Genomic DNA, 19,071 nt, shown 5'->3' with positions numbered 1-19,071 from the left:
GGTTGTAAAACCTTTCTATTTCTTAGACTTTTCAATGATCTCTTCCACTACGGTTGGATCAAGTAAAGTACTGATATCGCCAAGATTACTGATGTCACCTTCTGCGATCTTCCTTAAGATGCGTCGCATGATTTTACCTGAGCGCGTTTTAGGTAAACCTGTAACAAAAAGAATTTTATCCGGTTTAGCAATGGCACCAATTACACGGGTTACCGTTTGAAGGATATCCTTACGGGTAAGGTCTGCATCATCATGGATATTTGGGAAAATTACAAAAGCATAAATACCTTGTCCTTTTACCTCATGAGGGAAACCTACTACTGCACTTTCAACAACACCTGCATGCATGTTGATGGCATTTTCTACTTCTGCAGTACCAATACGGTGACCAGATACATTGATCACATCATCTACCCTTCCGGTGATTCTATAATAACCATCTTCATCTCTTAAGCAACCATCACCGGTAAAGTAAAGGTTTTCATATGTAGAGAAATAAGTCAGCTTGCAACGCTCATGATCGCCATAAGTGGTGCGCAACATTCCAGGCCAAGGAAATTTGATACAAAGGTTACCATTTACACCATTACCTTCAATCTCAACACCCTTTTCGTCTACCAAAATTGGTTGGATACCAGGCAATGGTAAGGTTGCGAAACTAGGTTTTGTTGGCGTAACAAAGGCTATTGGCGAGATCATGATTCCACCGGTTTCTGTCTGCCACCAGGTATCAACGATTGGACATTCTCCTTTTCCGATGTTTTCATCAAACCAGTGCCATGCTTCTTCATTGATCGGTTCTCCTACGGAGCCTAATACACGAAGAGAGCTCATATCGATACCGTTTAAAGGCGCTAATCCGAAGCTCATTAGGGAACGAATCGCCGTTGGCGCAGTGTACAGGATGTTTACTTTATGTTTTTCTACCACCTGCCACATTCTGGATGCATCAGGATAAGTAGGGATACCTTCGAACATCAGTGTGGTTGCTCCCTGAGAAAGCGGACCGTACACGATATAAGAGTGACCGGTAATCCAGCCGATATCAGCAGTACAGAAGAATACTTCATCTTTCTGGTAATGAAACACATTAGAGAAAGTATAACCTGCATACACCATATAGCCGCCAATGGTATGTACTACCCCTTTTGGCTTACCAGTAGAACCGGATGTATATAAGATAAACAACAGGTCCTCGGCGTCCATTTCTTCTGCCGGGCAGTTGGTATCTACCAGTTTAATTTCATCTTCCCACCAGATGTCACGACCTTTCAGCATAGATACTGGTGTCCTGGTATGCGTTAAAACGATGACACGTTCTACTGTTGGACAACCAATCAAAGCATCATCAATTACTTCTTTCAATTGAATCTGTTTGTTTCCTCTGAATGCTCCATCGGCAGTGATTACGACTTTACATTCAGCATCATTGATCCTGTCGGCAATAGATTTGGCAGAGAACCCACCAAAAACTACAGAATGTACTGCACCAATACGCGCACAAGCCAAAACTGCCACGGCAAGTTCAGGCACCATCGGCATATAGATACATACACGATCGCCTTTTTTAACGCCATTCTTCTTCAGCACATTTGCGAAACGGCAAACCTGCTCATGTAATATTTTATAACTTAGGGTAATGCTGTCTTTTGTAGGATCGTTAGGTTCCCAGATAATGGCAGGTTTATCGCCATTTTCTGCAAGGTGACGGTCAAGACAGTTTTCTGTGATGTTTAGCTTAGCGCCCTCGAACCATTTGATATTTGGTTCTGAGAAATTCCAGGATAGTACTTTATCCCATTTCTTTCTCCACAAGAAATTATCAGCGATACCTGCCCAGAACTGTTCAGGTTGGTCCACGCTCAACTTATAAGTTTCTTGATACTCTTCAATAGAATTAATTTGCATGATTTGGTTTATGTCAACAACTAAAACTCAAATATAACTTTATTCAGTCCCTATCAAAATTTTAATACAAGGTTTTCCTCTTGTTTTGGGCTTGAATTTTAAGAAAAAATCTTAAGATTAATACTTAGGTTATCATTTTTTAGAGATAAAAGGAAAATCTTTGTGCTCCGTATGTTCTCTTTGCATAATTTGCAGTGCCTGTTTTACGATATCAGGATGATTTTCCGATAAATCACTGATTTCCTGTGGATCTACACTAAGATCATACAATTGAATCTTGGCATTTGGATTCCTGATCACCTGTTCTTTGATGGCTTTCCACTTCCCCATTCGTACTGCTTGTCTTCCTCCATCTTCATGAAATTCCCAGTAAAGAAAAGGGTGTTGTTGCTGTTTTCCTTTTTTAAGTAAGGTAGGTAAGATAGAAAGGCCATCAGTTTGTGGCGGCGCCGGTTGACCGGCAAGGGCTGCAAAAGTTGGAAAGAAATCCCAGAAAGCACCAACATGATCGGATACCTGTCCGTTTTTAATTTTCCCTGGCCAGGCCACAATCATAGGCTCCCTAATGCCACCTTCTGTCAGTTGTCTTTTGATCCCTTTAAATCCACCACTGCTGTTAAAGAATTCCGGTTCATTTCCACCTTCGCGGTGTGGTCCGTTATCACTGGTAAAGACAATCAGCGTGTTTTTATCGAGACCCAAGGCTTTCAGTTTCGCCACTACTGCTCCTACATAGTTATCCAGACGGGTTACCATGGCTGCATAAGCGGCATGAGGATAAGCTTGTGGCTGATATCCTTTACCATCCCATTCCTTTTTAATCATTTTTGGCTGCTCATTGAATTTTTTCTTATAGTATTCAAAGGATAGATCGCCATCAGGTAATTGCAAGGCGGCATGTGGCAGAGTATAGGACAGGTACATAAAGAATGGTTTGGACTGATTGGCTTCCATAAATGACATGGCACGTTTTTGAATCATTTCCGGTGCATAATCCTTTTGTTGTGTCGTTGTATTGTTAAGCTCCACACGTTTTTCATTATCCCAAAGATGATCTGGGAAAAAATTATGCGACTGCCGCTGGCAGTTATAACCATAAAACTGGTCTATTCCTTGTTTTACAGGATCTCCTTCAGAACCCGGGTATCCCATTCCCCATTTCCCAAAACAGCCGGTCGTATATCCTGCTTTCTTGAACATTTCGGGCATGGTAAAAGTAGCATCGGGCAATGGCAACTGACCTTCGGGGTTTATTTCATAATTCCCTCTTATCGGGCTGTGTCCGGTATGGAGGCCGGTCATTAGGGAAGCTCTGGAGGGTGCGCATACAGAGGTTCCTGCATAGAATTGCGTGAAACGCATACCATCAGCTGCCAGACGGTCAATGTTTGGGGTTTCAATCAGTCGCTGACCGTATGCACCAAGATCCCCATAGCCCATATCATCGGCTAGAATAAACACCACATTTGGTTTTTGTTGTGCCTGAGAAAATAGCGCAAGCGTGATGATCAGCGCTGTAAAAATTGATTTTTTCATATTCTTAATTTCCTTAAAAAAGGAGCAACATTGCTGTTGCTCCTGGTTTTATAGATTAATAGCCTGGGTTTTGCTGCAATGCAGGATCCGCTACGATTTCTTTCAATGGTATGGCGTATAAATACATTTTCGGTGCTACAAAACTCAGCTGATCGACTACGATCGGTGTATAGGTAAAGGTACTTCCTTGTTTTACGATTTGCATTCCTCTTACTGAAGAATTCCCAACCTGTTCTGCAATTTTCCAGCGTCTGATGTCCCAGAAACGTTGCTCTTCAAAGGCCATCTCAATCCTTCTTTCATTTTGAATTACTTTGCGCATCTCTACCTGATTTAGGTCTGTTCTGATTCCGTGGGCATAACCAACCACATTACCTAAAGGTATTCCAGCACGGTTTCTGATCAATTTCAGTTGCGTTAAAGCCTCCGCCTGATTTCCTGTTTCATTGATTGCTTCGGCATAGTTTAGCAGAATTTCGGCGTACCTGAAAATTGGGAAATTATGTGTTTGATCCTGATAGGCAGTTGCCGTACCGAAAAGGCCCAGGAACTTACGCATATAATAACCGGTACGGGTTTGTAAACGCATCCCCCCAGGTCTGTCTAAACCGCCATCAAATGTTTCTACTGCTCTACTTAACCAACTTGCTCCGTTGTAGAAAACCGTTAATCCTAACCTTGGGTCTCTATTTGCATACGGATCCTGTGCTTTATATGGCAAAGTTGCAGCAGTGGCATCAATTGCTCTACCATCACTCATCGGGAAAGCATCTACCAAATTTTGCGAAGGATTTACATAACCATTACTGGCATTAGGCTCTGCAAAGCCAATGGGTGCATTTCCTGTTTCCAGTGTTCTGTTTTGTGCTTTTTGATAAGCTAGAATCACTTCAGAATTTTTTCTATTCAGGAATGCGCTGGTAAAGGCTGGAGTAAGGCTATAAACATTTAAATTGATCAGGTCTTTTGCTGCATTTGCCGCTGCCAACCATTTATTCTGGTCGTTAGCAGGATTATTGAGTGGGCTGGCTACATACAAAAGCACTCTTGATTTTAAAGCATACGCAGCTCCCCTCGTGATACTACCCAGGAAAGTATCCAATACCGGCTCTGTTCTTAGCAATGGTTTGATCGCCTCACATTCGGCCAGAATATACTGCACACCTTCATCGAAGGTATTTCTTGGAATATTGCTGAGGTTGTCATTAAGTCCAAATACCTGATCTCCCAATAGTGGCACGCCACCATATCTTTTGAGCAACTCAAAATAGTTCATGGCTCTGATGAATCGGGCTTCCGCTTTCCAAAACTTGATGGAAGCGGCATCATAAGGCACCACATCAATCTTGGATAGGAATATATTCACCTTTCTAACGGCGGCATAGCTTGTTGCCCAGCGATCATCTGGATTTGTTCCGGCTGTGATCCCTGATTTTGCCAATAACTCTATCGGACTTCCGTACCTCGAAGCTACTGCATCATCGGTAGCGGCATCGAGTACTACATTGTCTATCCGATTAAAACCATCTGGTAAATACGTATAAAGATCATTTCTTACCCATTGCGCATAGGTGCCATTCTTATCAAACTGATCGTAAATGATATCCGGGTTCACCAATTCATTCGGTACCTCTTCATATTTTTTGCAGGAGGAGACCAGTATTCCTATATATAGCAGGATAATAATTTTTGTCGCTTTCATAATTTTTTCAGTTTGTAACTCCTAAAACTTAACTGTTAAACCACCGTTAATCATCCTTTGTAATGGATAATCCAGACTTAATCCTTCTGGATCAAAGCGCTTAATTTTTGAGAAAGTAAGCAGGTTGGCTCCATTGACAAACAGGCGAACCTGTTTCACCTTAATTTTTTCAAGGAAGCTACCTTGAAGCTTATAGGCGATTTCTGCATTTTTCAACCTTAAGAAGTTTGCCTTTTGGATCCAATACGAAGAGCCCACATTGTTATTGATGTTTGGTCCGACTGATAAACGCGGATAGCTTGCGGTTGAGGCTGTTTCCGGAGTCCATCTGTTCAGGTGCTGCTCAAATCCATTCCCTGTACCGTTGTTTTGAAAAGCCCATTCTCCTAAACCGGTAACCATTATATTTCGGTTGGTGATGCCCTGAAACAAAACTGAAACCTCAAAATTCTTGTAATCAAAGCCCAGGTTAAAACCATAATACACCAATGGTTTATTGCCACCGATTGCGGTTACATCATATTGATTGATGACCCCATCATTGTTTAAATCTTTGTATTTGATATCACCGGCTTGAGATTTATAGCCTTCTACTACCGGGCCTTCTCCAGCAGTTTGCACATAACCATCGGCCATATAACCGTAAAGCTGCTCCATTGGCTGTCCTTTTTTAGACATCCAGCTGTAAGGCATTTTCGGCTCATCATTTTCAATAATTTTACTGCGGTTCATGGATACATTACCACTAATATGGTAGCCAACATCTCCGATTTTATCCTTCCATCCGGCAGTAAATTCCAGACCAGACATTCTGGATTTACCCAGATTTTCTAAAGGATATGCAATCCCCAAAAGCGATGACGCTTGTCCACGAATCTGTAGTACATCAGTATAAGTATTTATAAAATAATCTGCCTGTACATAACCTCTGTTGTTCGCAAAGCCCATATCCAAACCAGCATCAAATTTCGTTGATTTTGAGGCGGCAACTGAAGAAGGCAAGCCTGCTTCCTGCGTTCCTTGAACGGCAGAAGGTCCTGTCCCAAAATAATAAGCATTCCCTGTGTTCACATAAGAATACAGATAGGCATAATATAATGGATCAATCATTCCCACCTTTCCATAGGTTGTCCTTAGTTTTAAGGTATTCAAGAACCCATCTTGATTAAAGAAATCTTCATTATTCAGGTTCCAGCTCAGGCCTCCTGCAGGATAAAAATCATACTGTTTTCCTTTTTTATACCAATTATTACCACTGTAGGAACCAGTCGCCTCTAGTACATACTTGTCTTTAATACTATAGTTTGCAGATACCCTTCCGGTATTAAAGTTTTGAGGCAGCTGACTATTACTTCTATAACTTTGCAGGTTATAAGCCATTACTACATCCAGTTTATTTCCATCTACTTCATGGCTATACCCTGTAGCACCTTCAGCGAAGAATTGCTGATTTCTATTGATCACAGCCGAATTATTTACCTGAGAAGTTTGGGTACCATAACGCTGGTAGCTTGCTTGTCCGGTAACCGGATCGATCTGCAATTGAAAAGTTTGAAAATTCTTACTACGATCTATCAGCTGTAATGATTTTGCATAGAATGAAATATTGGCTTTGATCCACCATCCTTTCCATACATCATCCATTTGCCTGGTTAAGGCAAGATCCCCAAACCCATCTGAAGTCGAATTTCGCTGGTATCCTCTATAGACTGATTGGCCATAAATGTTATTGCTAAACAAGGCATTCCCTCCTAAAGATCCATCTGGGTTAAGCACAGGATAAGCACTTGAAGGGGTGTTCAATATCGAGTTGTAAATTAATAAGCCAGTGGATCCTGGCGAATTCTGATCTCCGATACTAGAGTACAAATTGATACTTCCTTTTAACCGTGGCGTCAACTGCATCTCCAGATTGGTCCTGAACACAAAACGCTCATAATCTGTGTTGGTATTGTAAGTATTTTGGGCAAGAGGCTTGAGTAAGCCCTCTTGTTTCAAATAATCAAGAGAGATAAAATAATTCACATTTTTATCTGAGCCTTCAGAATTCAGGTTATATCTGCTAAATGGTGCATTGTTTTTAAAAATCTGATCATTCCAATTTACATTAGGGAACAGGAAAGGGTCTGAACCGCTTTTATAGCCGGCAATTGCTTCGGGTGTATAAATCGGCTGACGGCCATCATTTCTGAGTGCTTCGTTATAAAGTGTGGCGTAATCACCTGCAGAAAGCGCTTTACGTTCTTTCAAGCTGCTACTCAGTCCTGTTTGTGCGCTGGCTTCAAAAGAATAGCCCGCAGCTTTTTTTCCTTTTTTTGTGGTGATCAATAAAACCCCATTTGCGCCTCTATTGCCATACATCGCGGTAGACAAAGCATCCTTTAACACCGTTACTGAGGCAATTTGCTCTGGATTAATTCCGGTAAGGTCTCTGGGAATCCCATCTACAACGATCAATGGCACCCTACCTCTTAGGATAACATTTGGTGCATCAAGGCCTGGTTGCCCGGTACCTTGCAAAGTGTATAATCCTGCCAACCTACCGGATAAAGCATTATAAATAGACGAGGTTGGGTTGGAAGTAAATGCTTTTCCACCTTCCAACACACCAATTGCGCTGACCTGCCTAAGTTGGAGGCTATCTGTTTTCTCTTGGGCATTCCCGCTGGCGACTGTAAAAATAACGATGCCTGTATGGAGCAATAACAATCGCTTCTGGCGTCGAATGGTATGATATAAATATGAGATCATGAGTTACGGTTTAAGATTGATTGATAAATTCCAAAATCCAAGTAGATTACCATCCTGGATTCTGTTTCATTTCCCTGTTGATGCTGATTTCGGCAACTGGAATAGGGAATAAATAGCTGTTTACTTTAAAGTATCGGGCAGTTCTAACGTTGATTTCTGCATAGGTATAATTGTTACCAGTTTTGGTTACTCTCATACCTTTCAGGAATTTTCCGTCGTAATCTGCCCCTAGCCTCCATCTTCTTAAATCGAAGTAGCGCTGTTCCTCAAAAGCCAGCTCAATAAATCTTTCATTTTGAATGAGTGATCTGGCATCGATTTGCGACATCGTACTTGGAATACCGTACCTAAAGTCGGCCCCTGCAAGTATTCCTGCACGTTTCCTCAGGGCGATCAATTGATCCAAGGCAGTATTGGTTTGTCCGCTTTCATTTGCTGCTTCTGCATAATTAAGCAGTACCTCCGCATAGCGGATTAGCGGCTGACAGCGTTGCGCGTTGGCGTTGCTATTTCCATAAATTAGCTCATCACACATTTTGCGACAATAGTACCCGGTATTTGTGGCTGTATTTGCGGTTGCGGCCTGAATTCCATCCTGTGCAGCACCAACATAAGTAAATACGGGTGCCATGGCATTAACCCGACCATCAAAATACATCGCGCCATTATAAATTACGGTATAATCTAATCGTGGATCCCGGTTGGCATACGGGTTTGCGGCATCAAAACCGGATCCTGGATCCCCTTTAAGTTTACCATTTTTCATGGGAAAAGCATCTACCAGTTGTTGAGAGGGATAAATTAAAAAGGTCCCACCTCTTGTTGGTGGTAGCCAATTGCTTTCAAACAATTTATTATTGCCGAGCATTCTTTGAAAAATAGCTTCTGAATTTACTCTATCCAGGAACATTTTATAAAATCCATTCCCTGGCCTGGTGATATTGTCTTCAACCAGTTGGTATTGATTCAGGTCCATCACCGCCTTACTTGCCTCCATTGCTTTCTGCCATCTACTTGCATCAGCGGTTGGGTAGGCGGTTAATGGAATTACGGAAGCATCTGTAGCAAAACTTCCTCCATTAAACAATGGGCTTGCTGCGGAAAGTAACACTCTTGCTTTCAATGCCAATGCGGCTCCTTTGGTCACTCTTCCATAATCCAGGCCCTGGTTCTTTAAAGGCAATTGAGCCGCAACAGCATCCAATTCAGAAACAATGTAATTGACGGTAGCTTCAAAACTAGCTCTTGGGTTTACATTCTCATCTGAGAGACCTTTAACATCATCTCCCACCAATTGTACACCTCCATAAAATTTCAGCAGAAAATGATAAAAATAGGCCCTTAAGAATCTGGCTTCCATTTTCGACTTTGCTTTTAAATTGGCCGATAAGGGTGCATTATCTACATTTTTAAGGTAGATATTCACCATTCTTATCCCAGTATATAAAAAAGTCCAGTTTTGATTGTTTGCATTGATAAAGCCTGTACCAAAGCTCCCTTGAAACATTTGAATGGGTACGTTTTGTCCACCTGGCCAGCGGGATTCTGCTTCATCAGTTGCCGCAGTAAAAGGTGCACCAAGCTGATTTACTTCTACGGGATCCGACTCAAAACCAATACGTCCGTAAATCCCAAGCAGGAAAGCAGAAGTTCTGGCACTATCTGCAAAGACAGTTACTTCATCCAGATCGTTAGTGGATTGGCTATCCAGGAAACTATTTGCTTTTTTACATCCTGTTGTAACCCCAAGAATAAGGGCAATGCCTATAGTAAGTGTATAATATATCTTTTTCATAATTGTCCTATTTAAGCGTTACCGATAATCCAATGTTTATTAATCGCGTGGTTGGATACACATATCCGTAGACATTACTAGCAACCTCAGGATCAAATTGATAGCGTTTATAAAAATCGGAGATGGTAAAAAGATTGTATCCATTTGCATAAATCCTAACTGCGCTCATTCCTAATTTATCTGCAAATGTTTTTGGCACTCTATATCCAATCTCCGCAGAACGCAGTCGTAGGAAATTAGTACTGGTAGCCCAAAAAGTAGACAGGTTTCCCTCAGGGTTCATGTAAGTTCCTGCAAACGTGGTGGTCAATGCAGGAAAAGTAGCGGTGGTAGCTGTTTCCGGCGTCCATCTTTCCTTATGAAATTCTTGTAACTGTGTCTTGAAAGGCACTGCGGAGTCAAAACCGGTATAAGATTCTCCATTCAGGTTAGACTGGAAAAGCATGGAAATACTAAAGCCTTTGTAATCGAAACCTATGGTGGTTCCTATAACCGTATTTGGGACGTTTGGATTACCCACAAATGCCATATCTTCTACGTTGATGATGCCATTTCCGTCCAGATCTTTATACTTTAACCAACCTGCTTTGATTGTTCCAGAAGGTTTTGGTGTTGCAGGATCATTGACCTCATCCTGTGTGTAAAACTGGCCGGTCCAGATGTATTTTTTAGCCAGTCCAACCGATAGTCCTGTTCCTCTCTGCCATGGTTTTGAAGCATCCGGTTCAGGTTCATCCATAAAGACTATTTTATTTTTAGCATAGCTGAAATTTGTTTTTATGCTATAGCCTAAGTTGCCGATTCTGGATTTATGGGTCAATTCGATTTCAAATCCTTTATTAGATACGGCACCCAGATTCACGGGAGGTAAAGTTGAGGTTGGTACCCCAAAAGAAGATGGTACTGTCCGGCGATTGATTAGGATTTTATCCCTAAAATTATCGAAGTAATCAAAGCTACCACTCAGTTTTCCACTAAACATGGAGAAATCCAATCCGATATTCGCTTTCCGTTCTGTTGCCCAGGTCACATCATTATTTCCAAGTTTTCCTTCAAAAATGGTTGGAAAAGAATTCGCTGTTTCCCCTAGATTATAGTTTGTACCATTGCTATAATAACTTTCATAACCATACTGGTAACCAGCAATATCATCACTTCCGGTATAACCATAAGAGCCTCTGAATTTAAACATCTCGATAAAAGGCAGGGCTTTCTCCATAAAAGATTCTTTAGAGATGTTCCAGCCTGCGGAGACTGCGGGGAACCAGGTATATCGCTTCTGAGACGTAAAATTAGAGGAACCGTTATAGGCACCACTCACTTCAAACAGGTATTTTTCTTTAAAATTATACGTCCCACGGAATGTATATCCCAGGAAGTTACTTGGTGGTTTTGCGGCCACAATTCTACTGGATCTGTTGTAAAGCAGAAGTCCCGCAACGTCATGGTCTCCAAAAGTTCGCTGATAGGTTAAAATTCCCTGATAGGTCATGATTTTGGCAGGCAGATCGGTTCCTGATCCGGTATAGCCAAGGCTCAATGGAGACACCCGATATACGTTAATATCTTTGGGTGTATAGCTGCCATCCACCGGATTGTAATAAAAAGAAGGAATTGCTCCTCTGCTTAGGGTACGTGTGGCAGCATTGTTATTTGAATAGGCGAAAAGTCCTTTTAGAGACAAGCCTTTTGTGATGGCATCCAATTTCTGAACTGCAGAAAAATTAGAGCTCAGGAAATTGTTGAAATTTCTGTTGTAACCACTTAAGGCCACAATTGCGGCTACACTATTCATACCATCTCTTGGAGAGAAGACTGCAGGGTTTGCAAAGCCGAAACTTCCGTCTGGATTGTAAACCGGATAAGCGTAAGGATTCACATACTCGTATTGTGTCATCTGGAAGCCCAGGTTTCCAACATCCGGTGAATTCCGCTCACTGAAAGTGCCATTTAGATCCAGGCTTAATTTAAGCGAGGGTGTTGCATCTATGTCTAGATTGGATCTGAATTTATACCGTTTAAAATAGTAATTGGTATTGATTGGTGATTTATCAGGGACCGGCATTGCGCCTTTGTATTCCATCTTATTGAATAAACCATCTTGAAACAGGTAGCCTACAGAAGTGAAATACTTCACCTTTTCAGTACCTCCGGAGATGTCTACGTTGTGGTCTGTTTGAATGGCGGACTTACCGAAAACTTTGTCGTACCAATTGATATCTGGATGACCATAAGGATCTTCACCAGATTGAAAAAGATCCAGATCCTGCTGTGTAAACTGAGGGTTAAGGTTGTCATTTTTCAGTGCTTCATTGCGTAAAACCGCCGCATCGTAAGAACCCAATGCTTTAAATGGGGATACTGCCAAATTAACTCCTACTTCCGACCTAAGATTGATCACTGGTTTACCCAATTTACCTCTTCTTGTAGTCACGAGGATAACACCATTGGCACCTTTAATTCCATAGATGGAGGTTGAAGCAGCATCTTTTAATATGGAAACATTTTCAATTTCATTTTGGTCAATCATTGCAAACTGACTCAAATCATATTCTATGTTGTCTACTAAAATTAATGGTGAGGTAGAGAAACCTGAGAGTGTACTTACTCCCCTCACATAGATCTGGGCAGCATCATTACCTGGTTGGCCGGTTCTCTGCAAGGTGGTTAGCCCTGTTACCTTGCCGGTTAACATGTTCTGTAAACTTGCACCTGGGGTGCTGTTGATTTCTTCTCTGGTTACCTGAGCCACAGAGGAGGTTACTGTAGCTTTTTTTTGCTTACCATAACCAACAATCACGATATCGCCATCCAAATCATTGGAAGTAGGAACCAGTTTAATGACTACATTATTGCTGACTTTTACTTCCTGAGTGTTGAACCCAACATAGCTGATTACGAGGACATCATCGTTCAATAGGCCTTTAATGGCGAATTTGCCCTGTGCATCGGTGATGGCGACTTGTCCGGAGCGCTTTACTTTTACCGTTGCGCCTGGAATCCCTTGTCCGGTTTCATCTAATACTTTTCCAGAAACATCAGTCATGAGGAACATTTGCTGGGAAAAGGATGGGCTTTCTTTACGGACTTTAACCGTAATTATCTTATTGTTAACAGAATAGGTTAATGGTTGATTGATGAATAGTTTTTCTAGTGTTTCTTCTAAAGAGAGCTTGTCGACGTTAATATTTACCAGATTCGCATTTTTTATGGAATTGGAAATATAAACCAGATCATAACCACTTTGCTTCCCAATAGCTTTTAACACCCGTTCCAGGGATGTATTTGTCCTGGATAAGGTGATTTTATTCTGAGCGTAGGTGGAGGCGCTGACTTGCAGCATTACCGTAAAACTCAATAACAGGGTTAATTTCATGGTTAGTAATATCTTATCCTTGACATAGGATGCCCTATACGAGTTAAAATCGTAAAATTTCATACATTTGGTTTGTTTAGGTTTGAGACAAATGCCGGCACATGAAAATGAGCTGGCCATTCATCAATTTTGATTCTCTATCATATTTTTGAACAGGGCCTAAACGCATTAGGCCAGGAGCGCTCCAACGCTTCTGGTTTTATTTAGTCCACCGATTCGAGTTGTAAAATTTACTTCATAACGGTGATCCTCCTTCCTTCTACTTTAAATCGGAATTTTTCTGTTGATTCTAATACATTGAGGATATCGGCGAGGCTTCTTGACTTTGAAACGATTCCTCCGAGTTCTACATTTTCTATTTCTCCTTGATAGACAACCTCTACGTTATACACCCTTTCGATGTTTCTCATGATGGTTTTCAGGTCATCATCTACAGAAAAATAGCCATCTTTCCAGGCGAGGACTTCTTGCAGGTCAACTTTCTTTACGTTCAACGCTCCATTTTCTAAAACGGATTGTTCCCCGGGAACGAGTCTCTTCTGGTTTGTGTATGCTTGCTTTTTAATGTCTGGTTCCATATTCACCAGTACACTTCCTTCTGCGAGTGTAGTTTTTACTGCGGGTTCATTCTGGTAGGCATTGATGTTAAAATGTGTTCCCATCACTTCCACGACTTGCCCTCTGCTGCTTACTTTAAAAGGTACACCTTCATGTTTTGCCACTTCAAAATAGGCTTCACCGGTTAGGATAACCAACCTTTCTTTACCCATAAACTGTGGCGCATATTTTATGCTGGACATGGCATTTAACCAGACTCTGGTTCCATCTGGAAGGTTAATCTGATATTTGCTCCCTGCAGGAGTGGAAATGCTATTGTATGCAGATTGACCTGTTTTTCTATGGTTTGAAGCATCGGTTTCCTTCCCCGCAGCTATATCATAGATCAATTGCCCATCGGAAGTCTTAGTAATTCTTACTCCTGATTGCTCTGCAATCTTCCCATTTGCAGCATCAGTAAGACTGATTTCGGTACCATTAGCGAGGGTCAGGACGGCCTTATTTTCCGGTGCTTTTATCGCGTACTCCTGATGCTTGCCATATTGCACAGGTATTTCATGCGGAATATCCTGGTTCAGAAACATCGTTACAGATAAACTAATAAGCAGAATTGCAGCCGCTGCATAGCCATAAATTGTTTTCAATTTATATCGTTTTACTGCTTTAGGAAGGGCTTTCTCTTTAATTTTACCCAATAAAAGAGGATCAGGAAGCTCATATTTGAGCTCATCAGTAAGCTTATCCTGATACGCCATAAGCAGTATTTCATAAGCATCATCATCCAGTTCCGCCAGATATTCATTAAATACCTGGTGTTCGGTTTCTGAAGCAATTCCTTTTGAGAATTTATCTAAAATATTTTCTATATCCTGCCTTTCCATGTCTTCGATTACCTGTAAGACGGAGCCGATTGAAAAAAGTACACCTCCTTTTCAGAAGATTTATTAAAATAAAACGCTAACTGAAAAAGACTATGAAAGAATAAAAATAAACCAGCATAACAAAGGCCAGCCGGTTTTATGACGCAGCTCCTTTTTAATGGTATGAATGGCTTCGTAAAGTTGCTTCTTTACGGCAGATGTAGAAATGTTCAGCGCTTTAGCTATTTCATCTATAGACATCTCCTCTTCCATGCGCATGTCAAAAATCCTACGCCTTTGCGGAGATAAATCCTGTAGTGCCTGCTTTGCTATTTTATAATACTCATCATATACCAATTGATCATGGACGGAGGCTAGCTCCTTACAGGCATCATTCCCTACCTTAGTGATCAGGCGTAGCTGTGAACTCTGACGCCCCCGTTGATCCAGCAGCTGATTTTTCGCCATTTTAAAAAGATAGGATTCAAAAGACCGCAGTTCTGCAATCTTTTCTTTCCGCATCCATACTTTAAGGAATACATCCTGAATAACTTCTTCTGTATCTTCTTTATTCTGATTGGCAAATGGATAAATAAAACGATAAAGTTTAGGCACATAGGTATTATATAGCGCAGCAAATGCTTCCCAGTCCCCTGAAGCTACCTTCTCTAATAAATCCTGATTTTCAATACTCGTTTGCACTCCCCCAAAATGTTAACAATATTAATATCCCCTATAAAACTTGCTCAAGTTACATTTTATTCAGATTCTCTTATTATTTATTTGGCATTCCAATTCATTTATCCTTACAAGTTGCGAGCAGATATATTATTTAAGAAATTAAACTAAAAGGCGGTATTAATTGTCTATGCTCTAATACCTAATCGCAAACCATGAGCAAACAGTTATACGATCAGATTGCAGGAATTTTAAGAAGGGCAGAACTGGCGAACCAATATTACCAGACAGAATCCTTAATATGGAATATTGACCCTGATCATACCGCGCATCAAGAAATGAGGACTACGCTAGAAGAAATTTATCAGGTTAGGATTCCGCTAACGATTGTATCTATGATGAAAGCCATTGAACTTCCGGGAATAAATAACCTCATCTTACATGAAGTATTGCATCCTGATCTCCAGATTGTTCAGCCAGCCTATGGTATTACCCCTACTTTATATCATATGGAAGAATATAAATCGGTTTGGTTGGCACAATTGAAAACAGATGAAAAGCCGGAACTGACACATTATATTAATGATTTGAGGAGATTTGTCTTACAATTTGAAAACCTGTTGGGTGATTTAGAAGAATCTGTGGCCTTGTAATCCGTATAATTGTTGTATATTGCGCCCCGAGAGCATCCACGGTAGGGATCTGGGCAGCAGTCCGTAACACGCTGTAAATAAATTCAAAATATTTTAGATACCTACTTGATGATTACAAATATTTTATTGATATTTGCACACTCTTAAAAAAATTAAGAAAACATAATTAACACTATATTTAAAGGCATGTCTAGAGTTTGTGATTTAACCGGAAAAATGGCAATGACAGGTTTTAATGTTTCTCACTCAAACGTTAAAACTAAGCGTAAGTTTTATCCCAACTTACAACTTCAGAAATTTTATATTCCTGATGAGGATCGTTGGATAACACTGAAAGTTTCTACTTCAGCTATCAAAACCATTAATAAAATTGGTATTACTGAGGCGATCAGTCGCTTCATGAAAAAAGGATATTTGTAAATAACATTGGTTGATGTGAATCAACCTTAAGATTAATAAAATGGCAAAAAAAGGTAACAGAGTACAAGTTATTCTAGAGTGTACGGAGCATAAAACTAGTGGCATGCCTGGTATGTCTAGATATATCTCTACTAAAAACCGTAAAAACACTACTGAGAGATTAGAATTGAAAAAATTCAACCCAGTTTTGAAAAAGGTAACTGTACATAAAGAAATTAAGTAATACATTTAGTATTTAACTAAATACAATCTATTTAGATCATGGCAAAAAAGGTAGTTGCAACCCTTAAAACGGGAAAAGGTAAAGAATATTCGAAAGTTATTACAATGACTAAATCACCAAGAACTGGTGCTTATTCTTTCAAAGAAGTTATTGTTCACAACGATCACGTTCAAGATGCTATTGCATCCAAAAAATAATTTTAATATTTAATTATATTAAAGCCGTCCCTTTTAAATGGGAGGGCTTTTTTTGTTTAGTTAGACATTGTATGGGTTTATTTGATTTTTTCAAGAAAAAGGAAACTGCTCCCGAGGCGCAGGAAGCGCTAGACAAGGGTTTAGAGAAAACTAAAGAGGGCTTTTTGAGTAAAATCACAAAGGCCGTTGCGGGTAAATCGACAGTTGATGATGATGTGCTCGATAATCTTGAGGAGGTTTTAGTGACTTCCGATGTTGGTGTGACTACCACCTTAAAAATTATTGACCGCATACAAGCTCGTGTAGCTAAGGACAAGTATTTATCGACTTCAGAATTGCATCGCCTGTTGCGTGATGAAATACAATTGATGCTTTCTGAAAACAACAGCAATGATTTCCGCAAATTTGAATACGGACAACATAAGCCTTATGTAATTATGGTTGTTGGTGTAAATGGTGTAGGTAAAACGACCACCATTGGCAAGCTTGCACATAAACTCAAAGCAGAAGGACTGAGCGTAGTTTTAGGCGCAGCCGATACTTTCAGAGCAGCAGCTGTGGAACAAATCAAACTTTGGGGAGAACGTGTTGGTGTGCGTGTAGTTGCACAAGCAATGGGTTCAGATCCTGCTTCTGTTGCTTACGACACTTTGCAATCTGCTGTTGCGAATGGTGAAGATGTAGTGATCATTGATACTGCCGGACGTTTACACAATAAAATCGGCCTGATGAATGAATTGGGCAAAATCAAAAATGTGATGGAAAAGGTAATCCCTTCTGCACCACATGAAATATTATTGGTATTGGATGGTTCAACAGGGCAAAATGCCTTTGAACAATGCAAGCAGTTTACTGAGGCAACCGACGTAAATGCATTGGCCATTACCAAACTGGATGGTACCGCAAAAGGTGGTGTCGTGATTGGGATCTCTGATCAGTTTAAAATTCCGGTAAAATATATAGGTGTTGGCGAGAGCGTAAACGACCTTCAATTATTTGACAAAAAAGCATTTGTAGACAGCTTGTTTAACTAATTTTTAGTTCAACAGAAGAATTCTACTCCAAATAAAAAATCATGAATACAAAAACCACATCTAAAATCATTCCTGTTAAAAAACCTAAAATCAATGTAATTACTTTGGGTTGTTCCAAAAACCTTTACGATTCAGAAGTTTTAATGGGTCAGCTTCGTGGCAATAGCATGGATGTGGTCCATGAATCAGATAAAATGGGGAAAGATGATATTGTAGTCATCAATACCTGCGGTTTTATCGACAATGCCAAGCAAGAATCAATTGATACCATCTTACAGTATAGTGAGCTTAAAGAAGCTGGGAAAATTTCCAAAGTAATTGTGACTGGTTGCTTATCTGAAAGATATAAGCCGGAATTGGAATCCGAAATCACGAATGTGGATGCTTTCTTTGGCACCAACGATTTGAATAACATTTTACATTCATTAGGTGCGAACTATAAGCATGAGCTGATTGGAGAAAGGTTATTAACCACTCCTTCTCACTTCGCTTATTTCAAAATTGCAGAAGGCTGTAATCGCCCATGCTCTTTCTGTGCCATTCCTTTGATGCGTGGAAAACACGTTTCCAGAGATATGAATGAATTGGTGAATGAAGCAAAAATTCTAGCTGCTAACGGCACAAAAGAACTGATTCTTATTGCACAGGATTTGACTTATTACGGTTTAGACATTTACGGAAAACGTAACCTGGATGAGTTGTTAAGACGTCTTTCAGATGTAAATGGAATCGAATGGATCAGATTACAGTATGCCTATCCGTCAGGTTTCCCTATGGAAATTTTAGATGCGATGAACGAGCGTGATAACATTTGTAAATATTTGGATATGCCATTACAGCACATCACAGATAATATGTTGAAATCTATGCGTCGTGGTATTACCAAACAAAAGACCATTGATATTGTGAACCAGATCAGAGATAAAGTACCTAATATCGCTATGCGTACTACATTAATTTGTGGTTACCCTGGAGAAACTGAAGCTGATTTCGAAGAGATGTTGAGCTGGGTGGAAGAAACCAGGTTCGATAGATTAGGTTGTTTCACTTATTCTCATGAAGAAAAAACTCATGCCCATGACCTGGTTGATGATGTTCCTGCAGAAGTAAAACAGGAGCGTGTAGATGCCATTATGGAATTACAACAAGGTATTTCTTATGAGATTAACCAAGAAAAAATCGGTCATACTTATAAAGTACTGGTAGATAGAAAAGAAGGTGACTTCTTTATCGGCAGAACTGAATTTGACTCTCCAGAGGTTGACAATGAGGTTTTAATTGATGCTACAACAGGTTATGCAGCGAATGGAAGCTTTGTAAATGTAAAGATTGACAGAGCAGAAGATTTCGATCTATATGGACAAATTGTAAAATAAATTT

General features: G+C 40.3%; 14 protein-coding genes. 6 read left to right on the top strand and 8 right to left on the bottom strand.

Translation table 11 applies throughout. The features are described 5' to 3' along the window. Nucleotides 1-15 precede the first annotated feature (15 nt). From acs to GM920_RS22460, 8 genes are all read right to left on the bottom strand, one after another. Nucleotides 16-1,908 (bottom strand): acetate--CoA ligase, encoded by a 1,893-nt coding sequence (acs, locus tag GM920_RS22495; RefSeq protein WP_182961653.1) that lies wholly within the window; start codon nucleotides 1,906-1,908, stop codon nucleotides 16-18. A gap of 132 nt (nucleotides 1,909-2,040) precedes the next feature. Continuing rightward, complete coding sequence (locus GM920_RS22490; RefSeq protein ID WP_182961652.1) at nucleotides 2,041-3,444, bottom strand: arylsulfatase; 1,404 nt, start codon at nucleotides 3,442-3,444, stop codon at nucleotides 2,041-2,043. A 55-nt stretch (nucleotides 3,445-3,499) separates the two neighbouring features. After that, nucleotides 3,500-5,146, bottom strand: coding sequence for a RagB/SusD family nutrient uptake outer membrane protein (locus GM920_RS22485; RefSeq protein WP_182961651.1), 1,647 nt, complete (start codon nucleotides 5,144-5,146; stop codon nucleotides 3,500-3,502). A 21-nt stretch (nucleotides 5,147-5,167) separates the two neighbouring features. After that, nucleotides 5,168-7,897: a SusC/RagA family TonB-linked outer membrane protein gene (locus tag GM920_RS22480; protein ID WP_182961650.1), complete on the bottom strand. Its 2,730-nt coding sequence runs from the start codon at nucleotides 7,895-7,897 to the stop codon at nucleotides 5,168-5,170. Between the two features lie 46 nt (nucleotides 7,898-7,943). Beyond that, nucleotides 7,944-9,692 carry a RagB/SusD family nutrient uptake outer membrane protein gene (locus tag GM920_RS22475; RefSeq protein WP_182961649.1) on the bottom strand — a complete coding sequence of 583 codons (1,749 nt, stop codon included), beginning with the start codon at nucleotides 9,690-9,692 and terminating at the stop codon, nucleotides 7,944-7,946. A gap of 7 nt (nucleotides 9,693-9,699) precedes the next feature. Further along, on the bottom strand, nucleotides 9,700-13,131 hold the full coding sequence (locus GM920_RS22470; RefSeq protein WP_182961647.1) for a TonB-dependent receptor: 3,432 nt from the start codon (nucleotides 13,129-13,131) through the stop codon (nucleotides 9,700-9,702). A gap of 167 nt (nucleotides 13,132-13,298) precedes the next feature. Next, complete coding sequence (locus tag GM920_RS22465) at nucleotides 13,299-14,507, bottom strand: FecR family protein (RefSeq protein WP_182961646.1); 1,209 nt, start codon at nucleotides 14,505-14,507, stop codon at nucleotides 13,299-13,301. 90 nt (nucleotides 14,508-14,597) lie between these two features. Continuing rightward, complete coding sequence (locus GM920_RS22460) at nucleotides 14,598-15,188, bottom strand: RNA polymerase sigma factor (RefSeq protein WP_182961645.1); 591 nt, start codon at nucleotides 15,186-15,188, stop codon at nucleotides 14,598-14,600. A 191-nt stretch (nucleotides 15,189-15,379) separates the two neighbouring features. On the opposite strand from GM920_RS22460, the gene GM920_RS22455 reads away from it, so the two are divergent. From GM920_RS22455 to rimO, 6 genes are all read left to right on the top strand, one after another. Further along, complete coding sequence (locus GM920_RS22455) at nucleotides 15,380-15,817, top strand: hypothetical protein (protein WP_182961644.1); 438 nt, start codon at nucleotides 15,380-15,382, stop codon at nucleotides 15,815-15,817. Nucleotides 15,818-16,003: 186 nt separating this feature from the next. After that, nucleotides 16,004-16,237: a 50S ribosomal protein L28 gene (gene rpmB / locus GM920_RS22450; RefSeq protein WP_182961643.1), complete on the top strand. Its 234-nt coding sequence runs from the start codon at nucleotides 16,004-16,006 to the stop codon at nucleotides 16,235-16,237. A gap of 40 nt (nucleotides 16,238-16,277) precedes the next feature. Further along, entirely contained in the window at nucleotides 16,278-16,460 is a 183-nt protein-coding gene (rpmG, locus tag GM920_RS22445) for a 50S ribosomal protein L33 (RefSeq protein WP_008242799.1), read from the top strand. Nucleotides 16,461-16,498: 38 nt separating this feature from the next. Further along, nucleotides 16,499-16,657, top strand: coding sequence for a DUF4295 domain-containing protein (locus tag GM920_RS22440; protein WP_082461406.1), 159 nt, complete (start codon nucleotides 16,499-16,501; stop codon nucleotides 16,655-16,657). A gap of 71 nt (nucleotides 16,658-16,728) precedes the next feature. Further along, on the top strand, nucleotides 16,729-17,691 hold the full coding sequence (gene ftsY / locus GM920_RS22435; protein ID WP_182961642.1) for a signal recognition particle-docking protein FtsY: 963 nt from the start codon (nucleotides 16,729-16,731) through the stop codon (nucleotides 17,689-17,691). A gap of 41 nt (nucleotides 17,692-17,732) precedes the next feature. Next, a complete protein-coding gene (gene rimO, locus GM920_RS22430; protein ID WP_182961641.1) occupies nucleotides 17,733-19,067 on the top strand; it encodes a 30S ribosomal protein S12 methylthiotransferase RimO in 1,335 nt (444 codons plus the stop codon). Nucleotides 19,068-19,071: the final 4 nt, after the last annotated feature.

This window comes from Pedobacter gandavensis (genome assembly GCF_014172405.1).
Taxonomy (GTDB): Bacteria; Bacteroidota; Bacteroidia; order Sphingobacteriales; family Sphingobacteriaceae; genus Pedobacter; species Pedobacter gandavensis.
The sequence above is the reverse complement of the archived record's forward strand: the minus strand, read 5'-3'. Positions and strand labels throughout refer to the sequence as shown.